The sequence below is a fragment of the Stenotrophomonas sp. STEN046 genome, from assembly GCF_056759755.1.
The window spans coordinates 1-14018 of the sequence record NZ_JBRRDR010000042.1 but is presented as its reverse complement, the minus strand read 5'-3'; the positions used below and the strand labels follow the sequence as shown (position 1 = coordinate 14018).

Sequence of the window (14018 nt, the reverse complement as noted above, 5' to 3'; positions counted from 1 at the left end):
CACCCTTTGCCGGCGGGATGGAACGGATGAGCGGACCGAGCTTCGACAGCAGTGCACCGTATGAAACCCATGTGGTGCTCAACCAGCCACCGCCGTTCGCTGGCCGCCAGTTGTGGACCGACGATGTCGCGTTGATGGACGCGGTGCAGCGCGAGGGTGCCGGCAGTTTCGCGCCGCGCCTGTCGGTCTATGCGGGCCTGGCCGGCGATGAACTGTATCGGCTCGGCTTTGATGCCAACCGTGACCGTCCGCGCCTGCGCACCCATGATGCGCAGGGCCATCGCATCGATACGGTGGAGTTCCATCCGGCTTACCACCAGTTGATGCGAACGGCGAAGGAGCACGGCGTTGCAGGATTGTCCTGGCATGAACCGCAGGCCGGGGCGCATGTGGCGCGCGCCGCGCTGAGCTATCTGCACCACCAGGCCGAGGCCGGCACCAGTTGCCCGCTGACCATGACTCACGCGGCGGTAGCCGTGCTGCGGGGGCAACCGCACCTGGGCGAATGGTCGCGCAAGGCGGCCGCACCGGTGTACGACCCGCGTGATGTGCCGGTGGCCGACAAGTCCGGGATCACCCTGGGCATGGGCATGACCGAGAAGCAGGGGGGCTCGGATGTGCGTGCCAACAGTACCCGCGCCGAGCCGATCGATGGCGAGCGCTACCGCCTGGTAGGGCACAAATGGTTCTTCTCCGCACCGATGTGCGACGGCTTCCTGGTGCTTGCACAGGCACCGGCCGGGTTGACCTGCCTGCTGATGCCGCGACGGCTTGCCGATGGCGATCGCAACGCGTTCCGCCTGATGCGCCTGAAGGACAAGCTGGGCGACTGGGCCAACGCGTCCAGCGAGGTGGAGTTCTGCGGCGCGCAGGCCTGGCGGGTGGGCGAGGAGGGGCGGGGCGTGGCCACCATCATCGGCATGGTGATGATGACGCGCCTGGATTGCATGCTGGGCGCAGCCGCGGAGATGCGCATGGCGCTGGCACAGGCGCTGCACCACACGCGGCACCGGCGCACCTTCGGCAAGCCGCTGGTGGATCACCCGCTGATGGCCAACGTGCTGGCCGATCTGGCGCTGGAATCGGAAGCCGCCACGGTGCTGGCGATGCGCATCGCGCGCGCGGTGGATCGTGCCGGCGACGATCCGGCCGAAGCCGCACTCGCACGGCTGGGCACCGCATTGGGCAAGTACTGGTTGTGCAAGCGTGCGCCGGCATTCGTCAATGAGGCGCAGGAGTGCCTGGGCGGCGCCGGTTATGTGGAGGAATCGATGCTGCCGCGCCTGTACCGGCAGGCACCGTTGAATTCGATCTGGGAGGGCAGCGGCAACATCCAGTGCCTGGACGTGCTGCGCGCGCTGGGGCGAGAGCCTGAAGCACTCGCGGCGTTGCAGGGTGAGCTGGAAGCGGTGGCCGACCATGACAGCCGCTACGCGGCTGCACTGCAGCAGTGGCGCGATGCGCCGGCACCGGAGGAGTCACAGGCGCGGCTGTTCTGCGAGCGCACGGCATTGCTGCTGCAGGCTGCGTTGCTGCTGCGTGCGCGCAGTCCGATGGCCGAGGCCTTCATCCGCAGCCGGCTGCGCGGGGAACATGGATTGGCGTTCGGTACGCTGCCGACCGGGGTGGACCTGACGGCGATGCTGGCGCGGGCGCTGCCGTAGCTGGCGGCCAACGGCCAAGCCCCTCGTGGTGGGCACTGCAGGAAGGTGGGCAGGGTCGTGCGGGTGGGCCGCGCAGGCGACACCGTAAATACGTCCCTGTAGGCTCGGGCGCGCCATCCATGGCGTTACGCCGAAGCGGAGAGCAGAAGCAGAAAAGCCGCGGCAATGCCGCGGCTTTTCCTGTAGAGCCATGCTCGGCGCCAGCGGATGCCTTAGTGCTTGGCTTCTTCCTTGGCGGCAGTGGCCTTGGCGTCGTCAGCAACATCGCGGGCCTTGTCGGCAACCTTCTGCGCAGCATCGGCCGTGGCGTCGCTGGCGTGGGCGGCGGCATCGGTGGCTGCGACCTTGGCCTTGTCGGCGGCGGTGGCGGTCGCGGCTGCGGCGCTGTCCAGCGCCTGCTGGGTGTCGGCAGCAGCCTGCTCGGATGCGGCAGCGGTCTTGTCGGCGGCATCGCGGGTTGCTGCAGCAGCCTGGTCCACGGCATCGCGCGCGGCGGCACCGGCGCTGTCGGCGGCCTGGGCGGCATCCTGCTTGGCCTGTTCGGCCTCGGGGCCCTTGCAGGCGGCCAGTGCCAGCAGCAGGGAGGCGGCCAACAGGGTGGTGGTCAGCGGACGAATCTTCATGGCGGTCTCCGGTACTGCAATGGATGGGGACGCCAGCCTATTCATGCCGTTGTGAAGACGTGGTGGTGACACGCAGGCAAAGAAAAAGCCGCTGGCGAACCAGCGGCTTTTTCAGAACAGCTTGAAGAAAGAAGTTATTACTTCTTGGCTTCTTCAGCAGCGTCCTTGGCCTGCTCAGCGGTAGCTTCGGCAGCCTTGGCGGCGTCCTTGGCTTCGCCAGCAGCGGCGTCGGTGGCAGCAGCGGCGGTCTGGGCAGCGGCGTCAACCGAAGCGTCAGCAGCGGTGGCGGCGGTGTCAGCAGCCTGCTGGGCAGCGTCGGCGGTCTGGGCGCCAGCAGCGGCGGCCTGGTCGGCAGCAGCCTGGGCTTCGGTGGCGGCCTGGTTGGCCGAAGCAGCGGCGTCCTGGGCAGCTTCCTGCTTCGAGCAGGCGGCCAGGGCCAGGGCCAGGGACATCGCGACCAGCAGCTTGTTGATGCTCATTGTGTAAATCCTCGTCGTTAGAATTAGGCAACGCGCATGCTGCGCGCCGACAACATGATGACAAGCCAAGATTGGGTGTCAAGCGATCCCGCATTCATTTTTGCGAAATAGACGTTAAACCCTTTCAGATCAATTCGATGGCGATAGCCGTCGCTTCGCCGCCGCCGATGCACAGGGTGGCAATGCCGCGCTTGCCGCCGCGCGTGCGCAATGCGTTGACCAAGGTCACCACCAGGCGTGCACCGGAGGCGCCGATCGGATGGCCCAGTGCGCAGGCGCCGCCATTCACGTTGAGCTTGTCGTGCGGAATGCCGAGCTCGCGCATCGGTGCCATCGCCACCACGGCAAAGGCTTCGTTGACCTCGAACAGATCGATCTGCTCCAGCGACCAGCCGGTCTTCTGCAGCAGGGTGTGAATGGCGCCGATCGGGGCGGTGGTGAACCACTCCGGTTCCTGCGAATGGGTGGCATGGGCAACGATCCGCGCCAGCGGCTGCAGGCCGCGTGCGGCGGCGTCTTCCTCGGTCAGCAGGACCACCGCGGCAGCGCCGTCGGAAATGCTGGAGGAACTGGCGGCGGTCACGCTGCCGTCCTTCTTGAAGGCCGGGCGCAGGGTCGGGATCTTGGCGATGTCCGAACGGCTCGGCTGTTCGTCGCTGGCGACCTCGACCTCACCCTTGCGGGTGGCAACCTTCACCGCAACGATCTCGTCGGCGAAGGCTCCGTTGGCCTGGGCGGCCTGCGCGCGCTTGACCGATTCGATCGAATAGGCGTCCTGCTCCTCGCGGGTGAACTGGTACTTGTCCACCGCGCATTCGGCGAATTCGCCCATGGCCTTGCCGTCGTAAGCGTTGACCAGGCCGTCGTGGGCCATGTGGTCCACTGCCTGGAAGTTGCCGAAACGGTTGCCGGTGCGTGAATTGGGCAGCAGGTGCGGGGCGTTGGACATCGATTCCATGCCACCGGCAACCACCACCTTGGCCGAGCCGGCCTTGATCAGGTCATGGCCGAGCATGATCGCTTTCATGCCCGAGCCGCAGACCTTGTTGAGCGTGGTCGCGCCGACCGACACCGGGATCCCGGCGGCGATCGCGGCCTGGCGGGCGGGGGCCTGGCCGAGGTTGGCCGGCAGCACGCAGCCCATCAGGACTTCGGAGACGTCGCTGGCGGGAACGCCGGACTGTTCCAGGGCAGCGGCGATGGCAGCCGCGCCGAGCGTCGGGGTCGGGACGCCGTTGAACTGGCCGAGGAAGGAGCCGATGGCGGTGCGCTTGGCGGCGGCGATGACGATGTTGGACATGGCAATCTCGTTGATGCGTGAGCAATGTTCGGAAAGGAGACCGCGGGCGTTGGAAGCAACGCGGTTTCCCGGCAGACTGCGTGGGGGTCGGCCCAGTATAGAGGGTCGACGGCGGCTGCCGCTGGGCAGCACCGGATGCCTGCCGGGAGTGCGGCAGGCCAACGTTCATGGGAAGGAATCGATGGAACGCAAGACGATGGGAAGGTCGGTCCTGGCATCGGCGCTGGCAGTTGCGCTGTCTGCATGTGGTGGCGGCGGTGGGGGAAGCAACGTGCGGATCGATCCGCCGCCGACCACACCGCCTGTCACGCCACCGGTCACGCCGCCGCCCGCCTCCAAGCCGCTGGAACCGGCAGTGGATGCGCATCTGGCACAGACCAACGCGCGTGCGGCACAGGCCACCGGTGCCAGCGGGCGCGGCATCCGCATCGGCATCGTCGATTCGGGCGTCATCCGCAATGCCGCGGCGTTGAATGGCCGGGTGGTGGCCAACCTCAATTACATCGATGGCAGCCGCAACAATCTCAATGTCGACGACGTGGTCGGACATGGCACGGCCGTGGCCAGCCTGGCGGCCGGCACCGCGGTGGGTGTGTGGCCCGGTGGCATCGCCCCTGGCGCAGAGATCGTCTCGGCGCGGATCATCGCCGACAAGGCGCCGGTGGATGACGGCAGTGGCCGTGGAAACTCCTTCAGCGGCCCGCTGGGCGTTGCCGGGATGCACCAGGACCTGATCCGCTATGGCGTGAAGGTCATGAACAATTCCTGGGGCGGCCTGTACTGGACCGATCCGGGCACCACCGCGCAGGTGGCTGCCGAGTACCGCCCCTTCATCATCGACAACGGCGGCCTGGTGGTGTTCGCCGCCGGCAATGACGGCCGCGACCAGCCGAGCAGCGTCGCGGCGCTGCCCAGCCAGCGCGGCGTCGGTGGCTCGTTGCCGGCGGCCGATCTGGAACGCGGCTGGCTGGTGGCTACCGCCATCGATCCGAACAAGCCAGGCCAGCGGGTCGACTGGGCCAATGCCTGCGGCGATGCGATGCGCTACTGCCTGACCGCACCGGGCAGTGCGGTGTTCCCGGAGCCGGGCACCGACAAATACCTCTGGAATTACGGCACCTCGTTCGCCGCACCGTTGATCTCCGGCGCGGCGGCACTGGTCTGGGAGCGCTACCCCTACTTCACCAACGATCTGGTCCGGCAGACACTGCTGGGCACGGCCACCGACATCGGTGCGCCAGGTGTCGATGCGGTCTTCGGCTACGGCATGCTCGACATCGGCAGCGCGATCAAGGGGCCGGGCCGGTTCGACTGGGGCAACACCACGGTCAACGTATCCCAGATGGGCCTCAATTCGGTCTGGAGCAACAACATCAGCGGCAGCGGCGGCCTCATCAAGCAGGGTGCAGGCGCGCTTGGGCTGTCCGGCACCAATACCTACACCGGCGACACCCGCATCGAGCAGGGCACGCTGGCACTGCGTGATGGCGGCTCCATCACCTCCAACGTGACCATCCTGCCGCCGCTGGGCGTTGCCGGCTCAGCCGCGCTGCAGTTCATGCCCGGCACCAGCCGGGTCAAGGGCAACGTCGACAACGGCGCCACGGTCATCGTGCGCGAGGCCAACGTCAATGCCACCATCGACGGCAACTACATCCAGCGCGCCGGTTCGCGGCTGATGATCTCGCTGGGTGCCAACCCGCTGAACGTCACCGGCACCGCCACACTGCAGGGCGGCGTGGTGCATGTCGACAGCATCGTCAGCGGTTACGTGGCCGCCGATGGCCGTACCCAGACCGTGCTGCATGCCAACCAGGGCATCAGCGGCCGCTTCGATGGAGTCACCGACAACCTGACCCCGGGCACGCTGCTGGAGACCACGCTGAACCACGGCAGCAACGATGTCACCCTGACCACCGACCGCGTCAACGTGACCCTGGCCGCCAGCCAGGCGCGACTGAACGGCACGGCGCTGGCCTCGGCGTTGCGCGTGGAAACCGCATTCGAGCAGCTTGATGCCGGTGCCGGCACCACCGCCTTCGCCGATGGCGCCGGTGCGCTGCAGGGCGTGCAGGGCAGCCAGGCGCTGCAGCAGAGCCTGGAAAGCCTGTCGGGCAAAGCGCATGCGCTGGCGGCCGCGGCCACCTTCGACAGCATCGACCTGAGCCGGCGCGCGCTGTCGTCCCGCTTCGGCCAGGTGCAGGGCGCACCGAAGCTGGGTGGGGCCTGGCAGAACACGCTGGGTGATGCGGGGCAGGGCAGCTTCTCGGCCAGTGGCACTGATACCCACGGCTGGATGATGGGCCAGGACATGCCGATGGGAAGCAACGGCGTGGTCGGTTTCGCCTTCGGTGAACTGCGCAGCCACAGCAATGGCAGCTGGGGCCGCGACCGCGGCCGCGACCGCCAATCGCAGGCCCAGCTGTATGCGGGCTGGAGCGCCGGCGGCGCCTACGCGCTGGGCCAGGTGGGGGCAGGCCAGTTCACCCGCGAGATCGATCGCCAGCTGCTGCTCGGTGCCGGCCAGTACGGGGTCAACGCCCGTTACGGTGGCAGCTTCAGCACCGCCAGCCTGGAAAGCGGCTACCGCTTCGGTTCAGCGCGTGCCGCGCTCACGCCGTATGTCGGCGCCGACTATGCCCGGGTGGACAACGACCGCTTCAGCGAGCAGGGCGGGCTGGGCTTTGGTCTGCGCGCGCAGGGCAGCATCAGCAGCCGCAGCCAGGCATTGGCCGGCGTTCGCGCCGAACGGCAGTGGGGCAGCTGGTCGCTGCGTGGCTATGCCGAATGGCAGCAGCTGCTGTCCAGCCAGGGGCTCGATGTGGACGCCAGCTTCGTGGGCGTGGACGCCTGGGCGCCGATGGCAGGCCTGCAGCCCACCCGTTCGGGCGGCCTGTTCGGGCTCTCCGTGGAATCGTGGTTGAGCCGGAATTCGCGCCTGGCGTTCGGCTATGACCAGCGTTTCGGCCCGCGTGGCGAGCTGCGCCAGGTGGCGCTGCGGTACAGCGCCGCGTTCTGATTGCTGGAAGATCCGGCGGCGCCCGGCCTGTGTCGGGCGCCAGCCGGGTGCAGGCCGATCAGCCGCCGCGCAGGTTGCCCAGGCGCGGGGTGCTGCGGCCCAGCGGCATCTTCAGCTTGCCGATCGACAGGATGCGGGCTTCGGCGATGCGGTCGGCGGCGCGCTGCGGCGCGATGTTCTCGCGCTGGGACAGTTCGAAGATGCGCGTCAGGTTGTGATAGATGCTGCGGATCAGGCGCATCGCACGCTCGCGGTTGTAACCGTCGATTTCCAGTGACACGTTCATCACGCCACCGGCGTTGACCGCGTAATCCGGCGCATACAGGATGCCGCGCGCATGCAGCTCGTCGCCGATTTCCAGGCTGGACAGCTGGTTGTTGGCGGTACCGCAGATGATCTTGGCCTTGATGCGCGGCAGCGTGTCGGCGTTGATCGCACCTTCCAGCGCGCAGGGCGCGAACACGTCGGCGTTCACTTCGTGGATTTCGTCAGGCTTGACCGCCTCGGCGCCGAAGTCGCTGACCGCACGGTCGACCAGGGCCGTGTCCAGGTCGGTCACGTACAGCTTGGCACCGCGGTCGCGCAGCAGCTTCACCAGTTCCATGCCGATGTGGCCCAGGCCCTGCACGGCGATGCTGGTCTTGCCCACTTCCTCGTGCCCGAACTTGACCCGCATCGAGGCCATCAGCGCCTGCAGCGCGCCGTAGGCAGTGAACGGAGCCGGATCGCCGGAGCCACCATGCACCTGGTGCACACCGGTGACGAACTGGCTCTCCAGGTAGATGTTCTCCATGTCGTTGACGTCGGTACCGACGTCCTCGGCGGTGATGTAACGACCGCCCAGCGAATCGACATAGCGGCCGAACGCGCGGAACAGCACCTCGGTCTTGTCGACCTTGGGGTCGCCGATGATCACGGCCTTGCCACCCCCGACATTGAGGCCGGCCAGCGCATTCTTGTAGGTCATCGTGCGGCTCAGCCGCAGCACATCGGCCAGCGCATCATCGGTGCTGGCGTAGGGGCGCATGCGCACCCCGCCCAAGGCCGGGCCCAGGGTCGTGTTGTGGATGGCGATGATCGCCCGCAGGCCGGCATCCTGGTTGTGGCAGAACACCACCTGTTCGTGGCCGGTGGTTGCGAGGGTTTCGAATAGCATGGGGTCTCCGATGGCGCGAACGGCAGGCAACTGCGGTGAACGTGCCAATGAACGGTAGGGTCCGAAAACAAAAAAAGCGACGTCGTCATGGCAGGGGGACGGGTCGCGCGGCGCCATTCTAGTCCATTCCCCCGGGGTCTGCCGTCGACGCCGGGTGCATCCGGATTAAAGAAGATGAAAGTGCGGCCGATGCTGCGACGACGGCAGGTGGCCGATGTGATGAAGGCGCAGGGCAGGCAGTGGCAGCAGGACGACAACGACAGGATGGGCGGCGGTGACCGCCGCGTGGTGGCGATCCCTGCTGCGCTGGCTGTCCCGGCTGACCGGGCAGGCCCCGGCACGCCTGGCCGCAGCCCCCCGGCAGGCCGTGGCGGCAGCAGCGGCCAGCCTGCAGGGCGATGCCTTGCCGGCCGAGGAGATCGCCGCGCACCTGCAGCGTGGCCTGCACGCGCTGGCACTGTATCCGCGCCTGGCCGGTGAGCCGACCGCGCTGGACACCAGCGGCCTGGCCGAGGCCGTGAACCGTGCGCTGCAGGACCGCGACTGGGCCACCCGGCAGCTGCCCAGACGTCCCCAGCTGCTTCCGCAGCTGATCCAGACCGTGAATGACGACGTTGCGTCGGCCCGGGTGATGGCCGCGATCATCGGCCAGGACCCGGTCCTGACCGGCAACCTGCTGCGGATCGCCAACAGCCCCGCGTACAAGGTGCACGAGCGGCCGGTGGAGAGCCTGCAGCGGGCGGTGACCCTGGTAGGCACCGAAGGTGTGCGGCAGATCATCAGCGCGGTTCTGGTGCAGCCGGTCATGCAGGTGCAGTGCGATGTCTTCCCGCAGTTCAGCTCGATCGTGTGGGAACACGCCCTGCTGGCTTCGCGCGCGGCCGCCGACCATGCGCGCACGGTCACCCTGGGCGATGCCTTCGCTGCACAGTGGCTGGGTCTGGTACAGGGGCTGGGGGCAGCACTGGTGATGCGGCAACTGCTGCAGGAAGCGCAGGCACGGGGTGAAGCAGTGGAGCCGGCACTGGCGCTGCAGTTGCTGCAGCAGTGGTCGCAGCCGCTGGCGCAACGGGTGGCGGCCGCCTGGGAACTGCCCGAACCGGTGCACCAGGCGCTGGCACCGGATGCCGACGGCCCTCTGGCCGACAGCCTGCGCCTGGCCAGCGCCGCTGCCGCCGCCAGCCTGCTGTGCCGCCACGGTCACGCCAGCCAGAGCCGCATGCTCGCGTTGCTGGAGCAGTTGCCGGCGGCGCCCCCGCATGCACTGCGCTGGATCTGGCGGCGCCTGCATGGGCGCAATGTGGAAACCCTGGACGAGGCGATGCACGGCGATGGCGAAGTGCCAACGCCCTGATCGCTACAGCTGCGATTCCAGCGGCAGCCAGCTGATCACCCGTGCGGTCCAGCGCTTGCCCAGGCGGCTGCCGGGTTCGGCCTCGACCCAGTGCGGCGGCGGCTCGCGTTCAAGCCAGCGCAGTTCGTCATCGGCGCCCAGCGCCAGCCACCAGCTGTGCGCCGGGCTGGCCAGGCGCAGGTATTCCGCGCGCAGCTGCACACCCAGAACCGCATCGTCGAACAGCACCCCCATCTCGGTGTTCAGATAGGCCGAGCGCGGGTCGAGATTGAACGAGCCGACGAAGCCGCGGCGGTCGTCGACCAGCAATGCCTTGGTATGCAGGCTGGCGCCGCTGCTGCCGAACAGGCTGCTGTCGCCGGGCTGGCCATGCGCCTTCAGTTCGTACAGCTGCACGCCGGCCTTCAGCAGCGGCACGCGGTAGCCCATGTAGCCACCGTGTACGGCGGCCACGTCGTTGGCCGCCAGCGAGTTGGTCACCACGCCGACCTGGGCGCCGCGCCCGGCCATCGCCGAAAGCCCTTCCAGCCCTTCGGCACCGGGCACGAAGTAGGGCGAGATCAACAGCGCCTTGGAGCGGGTCGACTGCAGCTGCCGGACCAGCTCGGTGACCAGCCAGGTGTCGCGCGCATCGTCGCGGTGCTTCATGGGTGGGTCGGAGACGATGCGCACCTGCGCGCTCCAGTGCAGCGGCTCCGGGCTCGGCCGCTGGCGCTGGCGTGAATCGGCCACGCGCTGCAGATAGGGCTGGGCCTTGGTTTGCAGGGCGTCGCGGTCGGACTGGCGCACCAGCTGGCGCAGCTGCGCATCGGTGTAGGTTGCCAGAGCGCCGATCGGAACGGCGGCGTCGCTGTTCCAGTAATCGTCGAAGATCTGGTTGGCCTGCTGCACCGCCGGGCCGGCTACCACCAGGTCCAGATCCTGGAAATTCACATCGCTGCGCGCGCTGAAATACTCCTCGCCGATGTTGCGGCCGCCGACGATGGCGATGCGGCCATCGGCGATCCAGCTCTTGTTGTGCATGCGATGGTTCACGCTGAAGGCGCGTTGCACCAGTTCCAGCGTGCGGGCGATGCCGCTGCGGTTGCGGAACGGGTTGTACAGGCGAAGCTCGATGTTGGGATGCGCATCAAGCGCCATCATCAGCGCGTCCTTGTCCTTGGCGTTCATGTCGTCAAGCAGGATGCGCACCCTTACCCCGCGCTCGGCGGCGTCGTACAGCGCCTTGGCCATCAGGTGGCCGATCAGGTCGTCATGCCAGATGTAGTACTGCAGGTCCAGGCTGCGGCCGGCATGTTCGGTGATCATCGCGCGGGCGGCGAACGCATCCATGCCATCGCTGAGAAAGGCCACCCCCGACTGCTGCGGGTGGGCGGCCTGCAGTGGCACCAGCTCCCGGTCGATGGGCGTCTGTGCCGGCTGCAGTGGCAGCACATGCGAGGCGCTGCCGCGTGCCTGGGGCGTCAGGTGGTCGGCCAGCAGCAGGCCGGACAGCACCAGCAGAAGCAGGGCGGTGATGATGATCGCCACGATGCGCAGCAGGCGTCGCCACAGGGGTTTGCGCAGACTCATGCCGCCGATGGTAAAGGAAAGCGCAGGGGCGTCACCCCCGTAGATCCACGCCATGCGTGGACGAAGTGCCGTGACTCAGAACCGCTCGTCGCTGCCCAGGTAGCGCCACTGGCCCACGGGCAGCGGACCCAGGGCCACCTGGCCGATGCGCAGGCGACGCACGCCCACGACCTGCAGGCCCGCGGCGGTCACCGCGTTCCTCAGCCCCTTGGCGGTCAGGCCCTTGCCCGCAAAGCGCAGGCGCTGCTCGCTCTGCCAGCTGACCTTGGGGCCGCCGGCTTCGTGCTGCAGCCGGGCCATCAGCCACGGGCCACGCTCGGGGCCGCCCTCGGCTACTTCAACCAAGTATTCCTGTTCGGTGCGGCCCAGGTTGCGCTGCAGGTGGGCCAGTGCGGCCGGGTCCTGGCTGACCACCACCAGCCCACTGTCGTCGGCCGGCAGCGATGATGCCAGTTGCAGGCCGTGGAAATGACGCTGCAGGGGGCGGATGGTGCTGGCGTCCAGTTCACTGCGGGTTTCGGTGCGGATCAGCGCGCACAACGCATCGGCAGGCACACCTGCCGGCTTGTGCAGCAGCATGCTGGCGCGCTCGGCCTTGTTGTCGTTGGCCTGCTGGTCAACCACGATGCTGGCGCTCTCATCCACCGGGCGCTGCGGCTGTTCCACCACTTCACCGTCGACGCTGACCCAGCCGCCTTCGATGTAGCGCCGCGCTTCACCGCGCGGGATGCCGAGCAGGGTGGACAGGCGCTTGTCGAGACGGGTCGGTTCCATGGCGGAAAGGTCAGGCAGGGGGCGCGCAGTGTAGCCGCAACGCCGGTTCAGCGCTGGCCACGGTTGGCCAGCTCGGTCAGGTACAGGCGGGTATCGAACTCCAGCTGCAGGTAGTCCGGCTCCATGTGCTGGCACAACTGGTAGAAGGCCTTGTTGTGGTCGGCCTCCTTCAGGTGCGCCAGCTCGTGCACCACGATCATGCGCAGGAACGCGGCCGGCGCCTGCCGGAACACGGTGGCGATACGGATCTCGCGGCTGGCCTTGAGGCGGCCGCCGTGCACGCGGGAAATGGCGGTGTGGGTGCCCAGCGCATGCTTGATGACCTCCAGCGTGTTGTCATAGCAGACCTTGTTGAGCGGCACCGATTTGCGCAGGTAGCGGTCCTTCATCTCCTGGGTGTAGTCGTACAGCTGGCGGTCGCTGCGGACCTCATGCGGGTCCGGGTAGCGCTGCTGCAGCCAAGGGCCAAGCCTGCCCTGTGCCAGCAGGTCGCTGACCTGGGCGACCAGGGGTTCGGGATAGCCGGTGAGGTACTTCAGGACAGCCATGCAGGGGCGTCGGTGCGTCGGTAGAATGGGGCATCCAGATTACACGCGGTACGCATCGACCATGGCAAAGCCCAACGCGCTGCAGGAACAATTGCTCAAGGCCGGCCTGGCCAAGAAGTCGCAGGCCAGCGCTGCGGCGCGTGAACAGGCCAAGGCCCGGCAGGGCAAGGCTGAATCGACGTCGGCCGACGTCCAGCGCGAAGCTGAACGCGCGCGGGCGGAAAAGATCGAGCGCGATCGCGCGCTGGCTGCCGAGCGCAATGCCCAGGCCAAAGTGGCTGAACAGAAGGCGCAGGCGAAGCAGATCATCAGTGCCCATGCGGTTCCCCACAAAGGGGAAGATGAGTACCGCTTCAGCGACGGCGCAGTCATCCGCACCCTGTTGATCGATACCAAGCTGCGCAAGGCGCTGGCGGTGGGCGTGCTGGTGATCGTCGCCCACGGCGAGGGCTATGCAGTGCTGCCGCGCGCGGCTGCCGAAAAGGTGCGCGAGCGTGCCCCCGAAGCCATCATCGTCGACCATGGCACGCCCGGCGCCAGCGCGGAGATATCCACCGGCAATGCCGAGGATGACGCCTACTACGCGCAGTTCCAGGTGCCCGACGACCTGGTCTGGTAAGACGCGGCTGAACCGGCGGCTACGGCCGCCGGGTACGGCCCGGCGCTGCCGTTTGTGCGCGGGTGTATCGTCCCCATATCAGGCCACACCCCTGTGGAGGACGCTCATGGCCACTGGTTGGGCGGGAGATGGCGCGGTCCAGGACCAGATCGACGCCACCGTCGACGACGCAATTGCCCGCGCGCGGCGCCAGCTGCGGCAGGGCCCGGGTCTGGAACACTGTGAGGAATGCGACGCTCCGATTCCGCTGGCGCGCCGTCAGGCCGTGCCCGGTGTACGCCTGTGCGTGGCCTGCCAGCAGGCGCACGACGAGGAAGAGCAGGCCGGCAGCGGCTACAACCGGCGCGGCAGCAAGGACAGCCAGCTGCGGTAGCGGTTGGTTCGGCAGGGCGGCGCCCTGCACCTGCAGAAGCCGAAGCAATGTCAACGTCAAAAGCGGGCATTCCGTAGGTAGGCGGGACGGTGTAGGTAGGCAGGACACGCCGTAAACCCTTCCATGGGGGCTCGATGGCGCCATCCATGGCGCCAACGGTCCTGCCTACCCACACCGTCCCGCGTCTGACAGATTCCGTGTGCTCTTGGTGGGTGCCGACCGTTGGTCGGCACGGCTGTTGGTAGGTGTCGACCTTGGTCGACACGATTTTTCTGTGAGATATCGAATGAATTCGTCCGTGTCGACCAAGGTCGACACCTACCAGAGCGGACGCCGGTCCGACAGATCGCGGGAAACTGTCGAAGGCGGGGTGGGTCCGGTTGAGGGGGTGTGAGCGGCATGGATGCCGCGACCAAGCCCCCATGGTGAAGTGACCCCCAGGAGTTGGACACCTGATCCAACCCCGAGGGTTACATGAATAGATATGAGGTTTGTTTCAAATTGCAGGTCGCCAAAGAGGCCTGCAAGACCTCCACA

The 14018-nt window shown here is 67.6% G+C and carries 12 protein-coding genes; 5 read left to right on the top strand and 7 right to left on the bottom strand.

The window, feature by feature from the left end:
* The first annotated feature begins 26 nt into the window (after positions 1-26).
* The gene (locus ACVOLJ_RS16800) at positions 27-1664 is read left to right on the top strand and encodes an acyl-CoA dehydrogenase family protein (protein WP_481564655.1); all 1638 of its coding nucleotides are present in this window, start codon (positions 27-29) and stop codon (positions 1662-1664) included.
* 212 nt (positions 1665-1876) lie between these two features.
* On the opposite strand, the gene ACVOLJ_RS16795 is transcribed toward ACVOLJ_RS16800, so the two are convergent.
* From ACVOLJ_RS16795 to ACVOLJ_RS16785, 3 genes are all read right to left on the bottom strand, one after another.
* On the bottom strand, positions 1877-2287 hold the full coding sequence (locus tag ACVOLJ_RS16795) for a hypothetical protein (protein WP_475280474.1): 411 nt from the start codon (positions 2285-2287) through the stop codon (positions 1877-1879).
* Positions 2288-2424: 137 nt separating this feature from the next.
* Positions 2425-2766 (bottom strand): hypothetical protein, encoded by a 342-nt coding sequence (locus tag ACVOLJ_RS16790; protein WP_475280473.1) that lies wholly within the window; start codon positions 2764-2766, stop codon positions 2425-2427.
* A 124-nt stretch (positions 2767-2890) separates the two neighbouring features.
* Positions 2891-4066 carry a thiolase family protein gene (locus ACVOLJ_RS16785; protein WP_475280472.1) on the bottom strand — a complete coding sequence of 392 codons (1176 nt, stop codon included), beginning with the start codon at positions 4064-4066 and terminating at the stop codon, positions 2891-2893.
* Between the two features lie 181 nt (positions 4067-4247).
* On the opposite strand from ACVOLJ_RS16785, the gene ACVOLJ_RS16780 reads away from it, so the two are divergent.
* Complete coding sequence (locus ACVOLJ_RS16780; RefSeq protein ID WP_481564654.1) at positions 4248-7085, top strand: S8 family serine peptidase; 2838 nt, start codon at positions 4248-4250, stop codon at positions 7083-7085.
* Positions 7086-7143: 58 nt separating this feature from the next.
* On the opposite strand, the gene ACVOLJ_RS16775 is transcribed toward ACVOLJ_RS16780, so the two are convergent.
* Positions 7144-8241, bottom strand: a complete 1098-nt coding sequence (locus ACVOLJ_RS16775; protein WP_475280470.1) for a Glu/Leu/Phe/Val dehydrogenase dimerization domain-containing protein — start codon at positions 8239-8241, stop codon at positions 7144-7146.
* Positions 8242-8515: 274 nt separating this feature from the next.
* Here ACVOLJ_RS16775 and ACVOLJ_RS16770 point away from each other — a divergent pair, with 274 nt between their 5' ends.
* On the top strand, positions 8516-9595 hold the full coding sequence (locus tag ACVOLJ_RS16770; protein ID WP_475280469.1) for an HDOD domain-containing protein: 1080 nt from the start codon (positions 8516-8518) through the stop codon (positions 9593-9595).
* A gap of 3 nt (positions 9596-9598) precedes the next feature.
* Here ACVOLJ_RS16770 and ACVOLJ_RS16765 read toward each other — a convergent pair whose 3' ends face one another.
* The 3 genes from ACVOLJ_RS16765 to ACVOLJ_RS16755 form a co-directional block, all read right to left on the bottom strand.
* Positions 9599-11167: a phospholipase D family protein gene (locus ACVOLJ_RS16765; protein WP_475280468.1), complete on the bottom strand. Its 1569-nt coding sequence runs from the start codon at positions 11165-11167 to the stop codon at positions 9599-9601.
* 75 nt (positions 11168-11242) lie between these two features.
* A complete protein-coding gene (locus ACVOLJ_RS16760; RefSeq protein ID WP_481564653.1) occupies positions 11243-11941 on the bottom strand; it encodes an RNA pseudouridine synthase in 699 nt (232 codons plus the stop codon).
* Between the two features lie 47 nt (positions 11942-11988).
* Complete coding sequence (locus ACVOLJ_RS16755; RefSeq protein WP_475280466.1) at positions 11989-12489, bottom strand: M48 metallopeptidase family protein; 501 nt, start codon at positions 12487-12489, stop codon at positions 11989-11991.
* A 61-nt stretch (positions 12490-12550) separates the two neighbouring features.
* Between ACVOLJ_RS16755 and ACVOLJ_RS16750 the strand changes: the two genes are divergently transcribed.
* Together ACVOLJ_RS16750 and ACVOLJ_RS16745 are read left to right on the top strand one after the other, a co-directional pair.
* The gene (locus ACVOLJ_RS16750; protein WP_475280465.1) at positions 12551-13108 is read left to right on the top strand and encodes a DUF2058 domain-containing protein; all 558 of its coding nucleotides are present in this window, start codon (positions 12551-12553) and stop codon (positions 13106-13108) included.
* A 106-nt stretch (positions 13109-13214) separates the two neighbouring features.
* On the top strand, positions 13215-13481 hold the full coding sequence (locus tag ACVOLJ_RS16745; protein ID WP_475280464.1) for a DksA/TraR family C4-type zinc finger protein: 267 nt from the start codon (positions 13215-13217) through the stop codon (positions 13479-13481).
* Positions 13482-14018: the final 537 nt, after the last annotated feature.

Excerpts from the sequence above, each read along its gene's own strand:
- ACVOLJ_RS16800 (WP_481564655.1), top strand. The coding sequence starts at position 27 with ATGAGCGGACCGAGCTTCGACAGCAGTGCACCGTATGAAACCCATGTG.
- ACVOLJ_RS16795 (WP_475280474.1), bottom strand. The coding sequence starts at position 2,287 with ATGAAGATTCGTCCGCTGACCACCACCCTGTTGGCCGCCTCCCTGCTG.
- ACVOLJ_RS16790 (WP_475280473.1), bottom strand. The coding sequence starts at position 2,766 with ATGAGCATCAACAAGCTGCTGGTCGCGATGTCCCTGGCCCTGGCCCTG.
- ACVOLJ_RS16785 (WP_475280472.1), bottom strand. The coding sequence starts at position 4,066 with ATGTCCAACATCGTCATCGCCGCCGCCAAGCGCACCGCCATCGGCTCC.
- ACVOLJ_RS16780 (WP_481564654.1), top strand. The coding sequence starts at position 4,248 with ATGGAACGCAAGACGATGGGAAGGTCGGTCCTGGCATCGGCGCTGGCA.
- ACVOLJ_RS16775 (WP_475280470.1), bottom strand. The coding sequence starts at position 8,241 with ATGCTATTCGAAACCCTCGCAACCACCGGCCACGAACAGGTGGTGTTC.
- ACVOLJ_RS16765 (WP_475280468.1), bottom strand. The coding sequence starts at position 11,167 with ATGAGTCTGCGCAAACCCCTGTGGCGACGCCTGCTGCGCATCGTGGCG.
- ACVOLJ_RS16760 (WP_481564653.1), bottom strand. The coding sequence starts at position 11,941 with ATGGAACCGACCCGTCTCGACAAGCGCCTGTCCACCCTGCTCGGCATC.
- ACVOLJ_RS16755 (WP_475280466.1), bottom strand. The coding sequence starts at position 12,489 with ATGGCTGTCCTGAAGTACCTCACCGGCTATCCCGAACCCCTGGTCGCC.
- ACVOLJ_RS16750 (WP_475280465.1), top strand. The coding sequence starts at position 12,551 with ATGGCAAAGCCCAACGCGCTGCAGGAACAATTGCTCAAGGCCGGCCTG.
- ACVOLJ_RS16745 (WP_475280464.1), top strand. The coding sequence starts at position 13,215 with ATGGCCACTGGTTGGGCGGGAGATGGCGCGGTCCAGGACCAGATCGAC.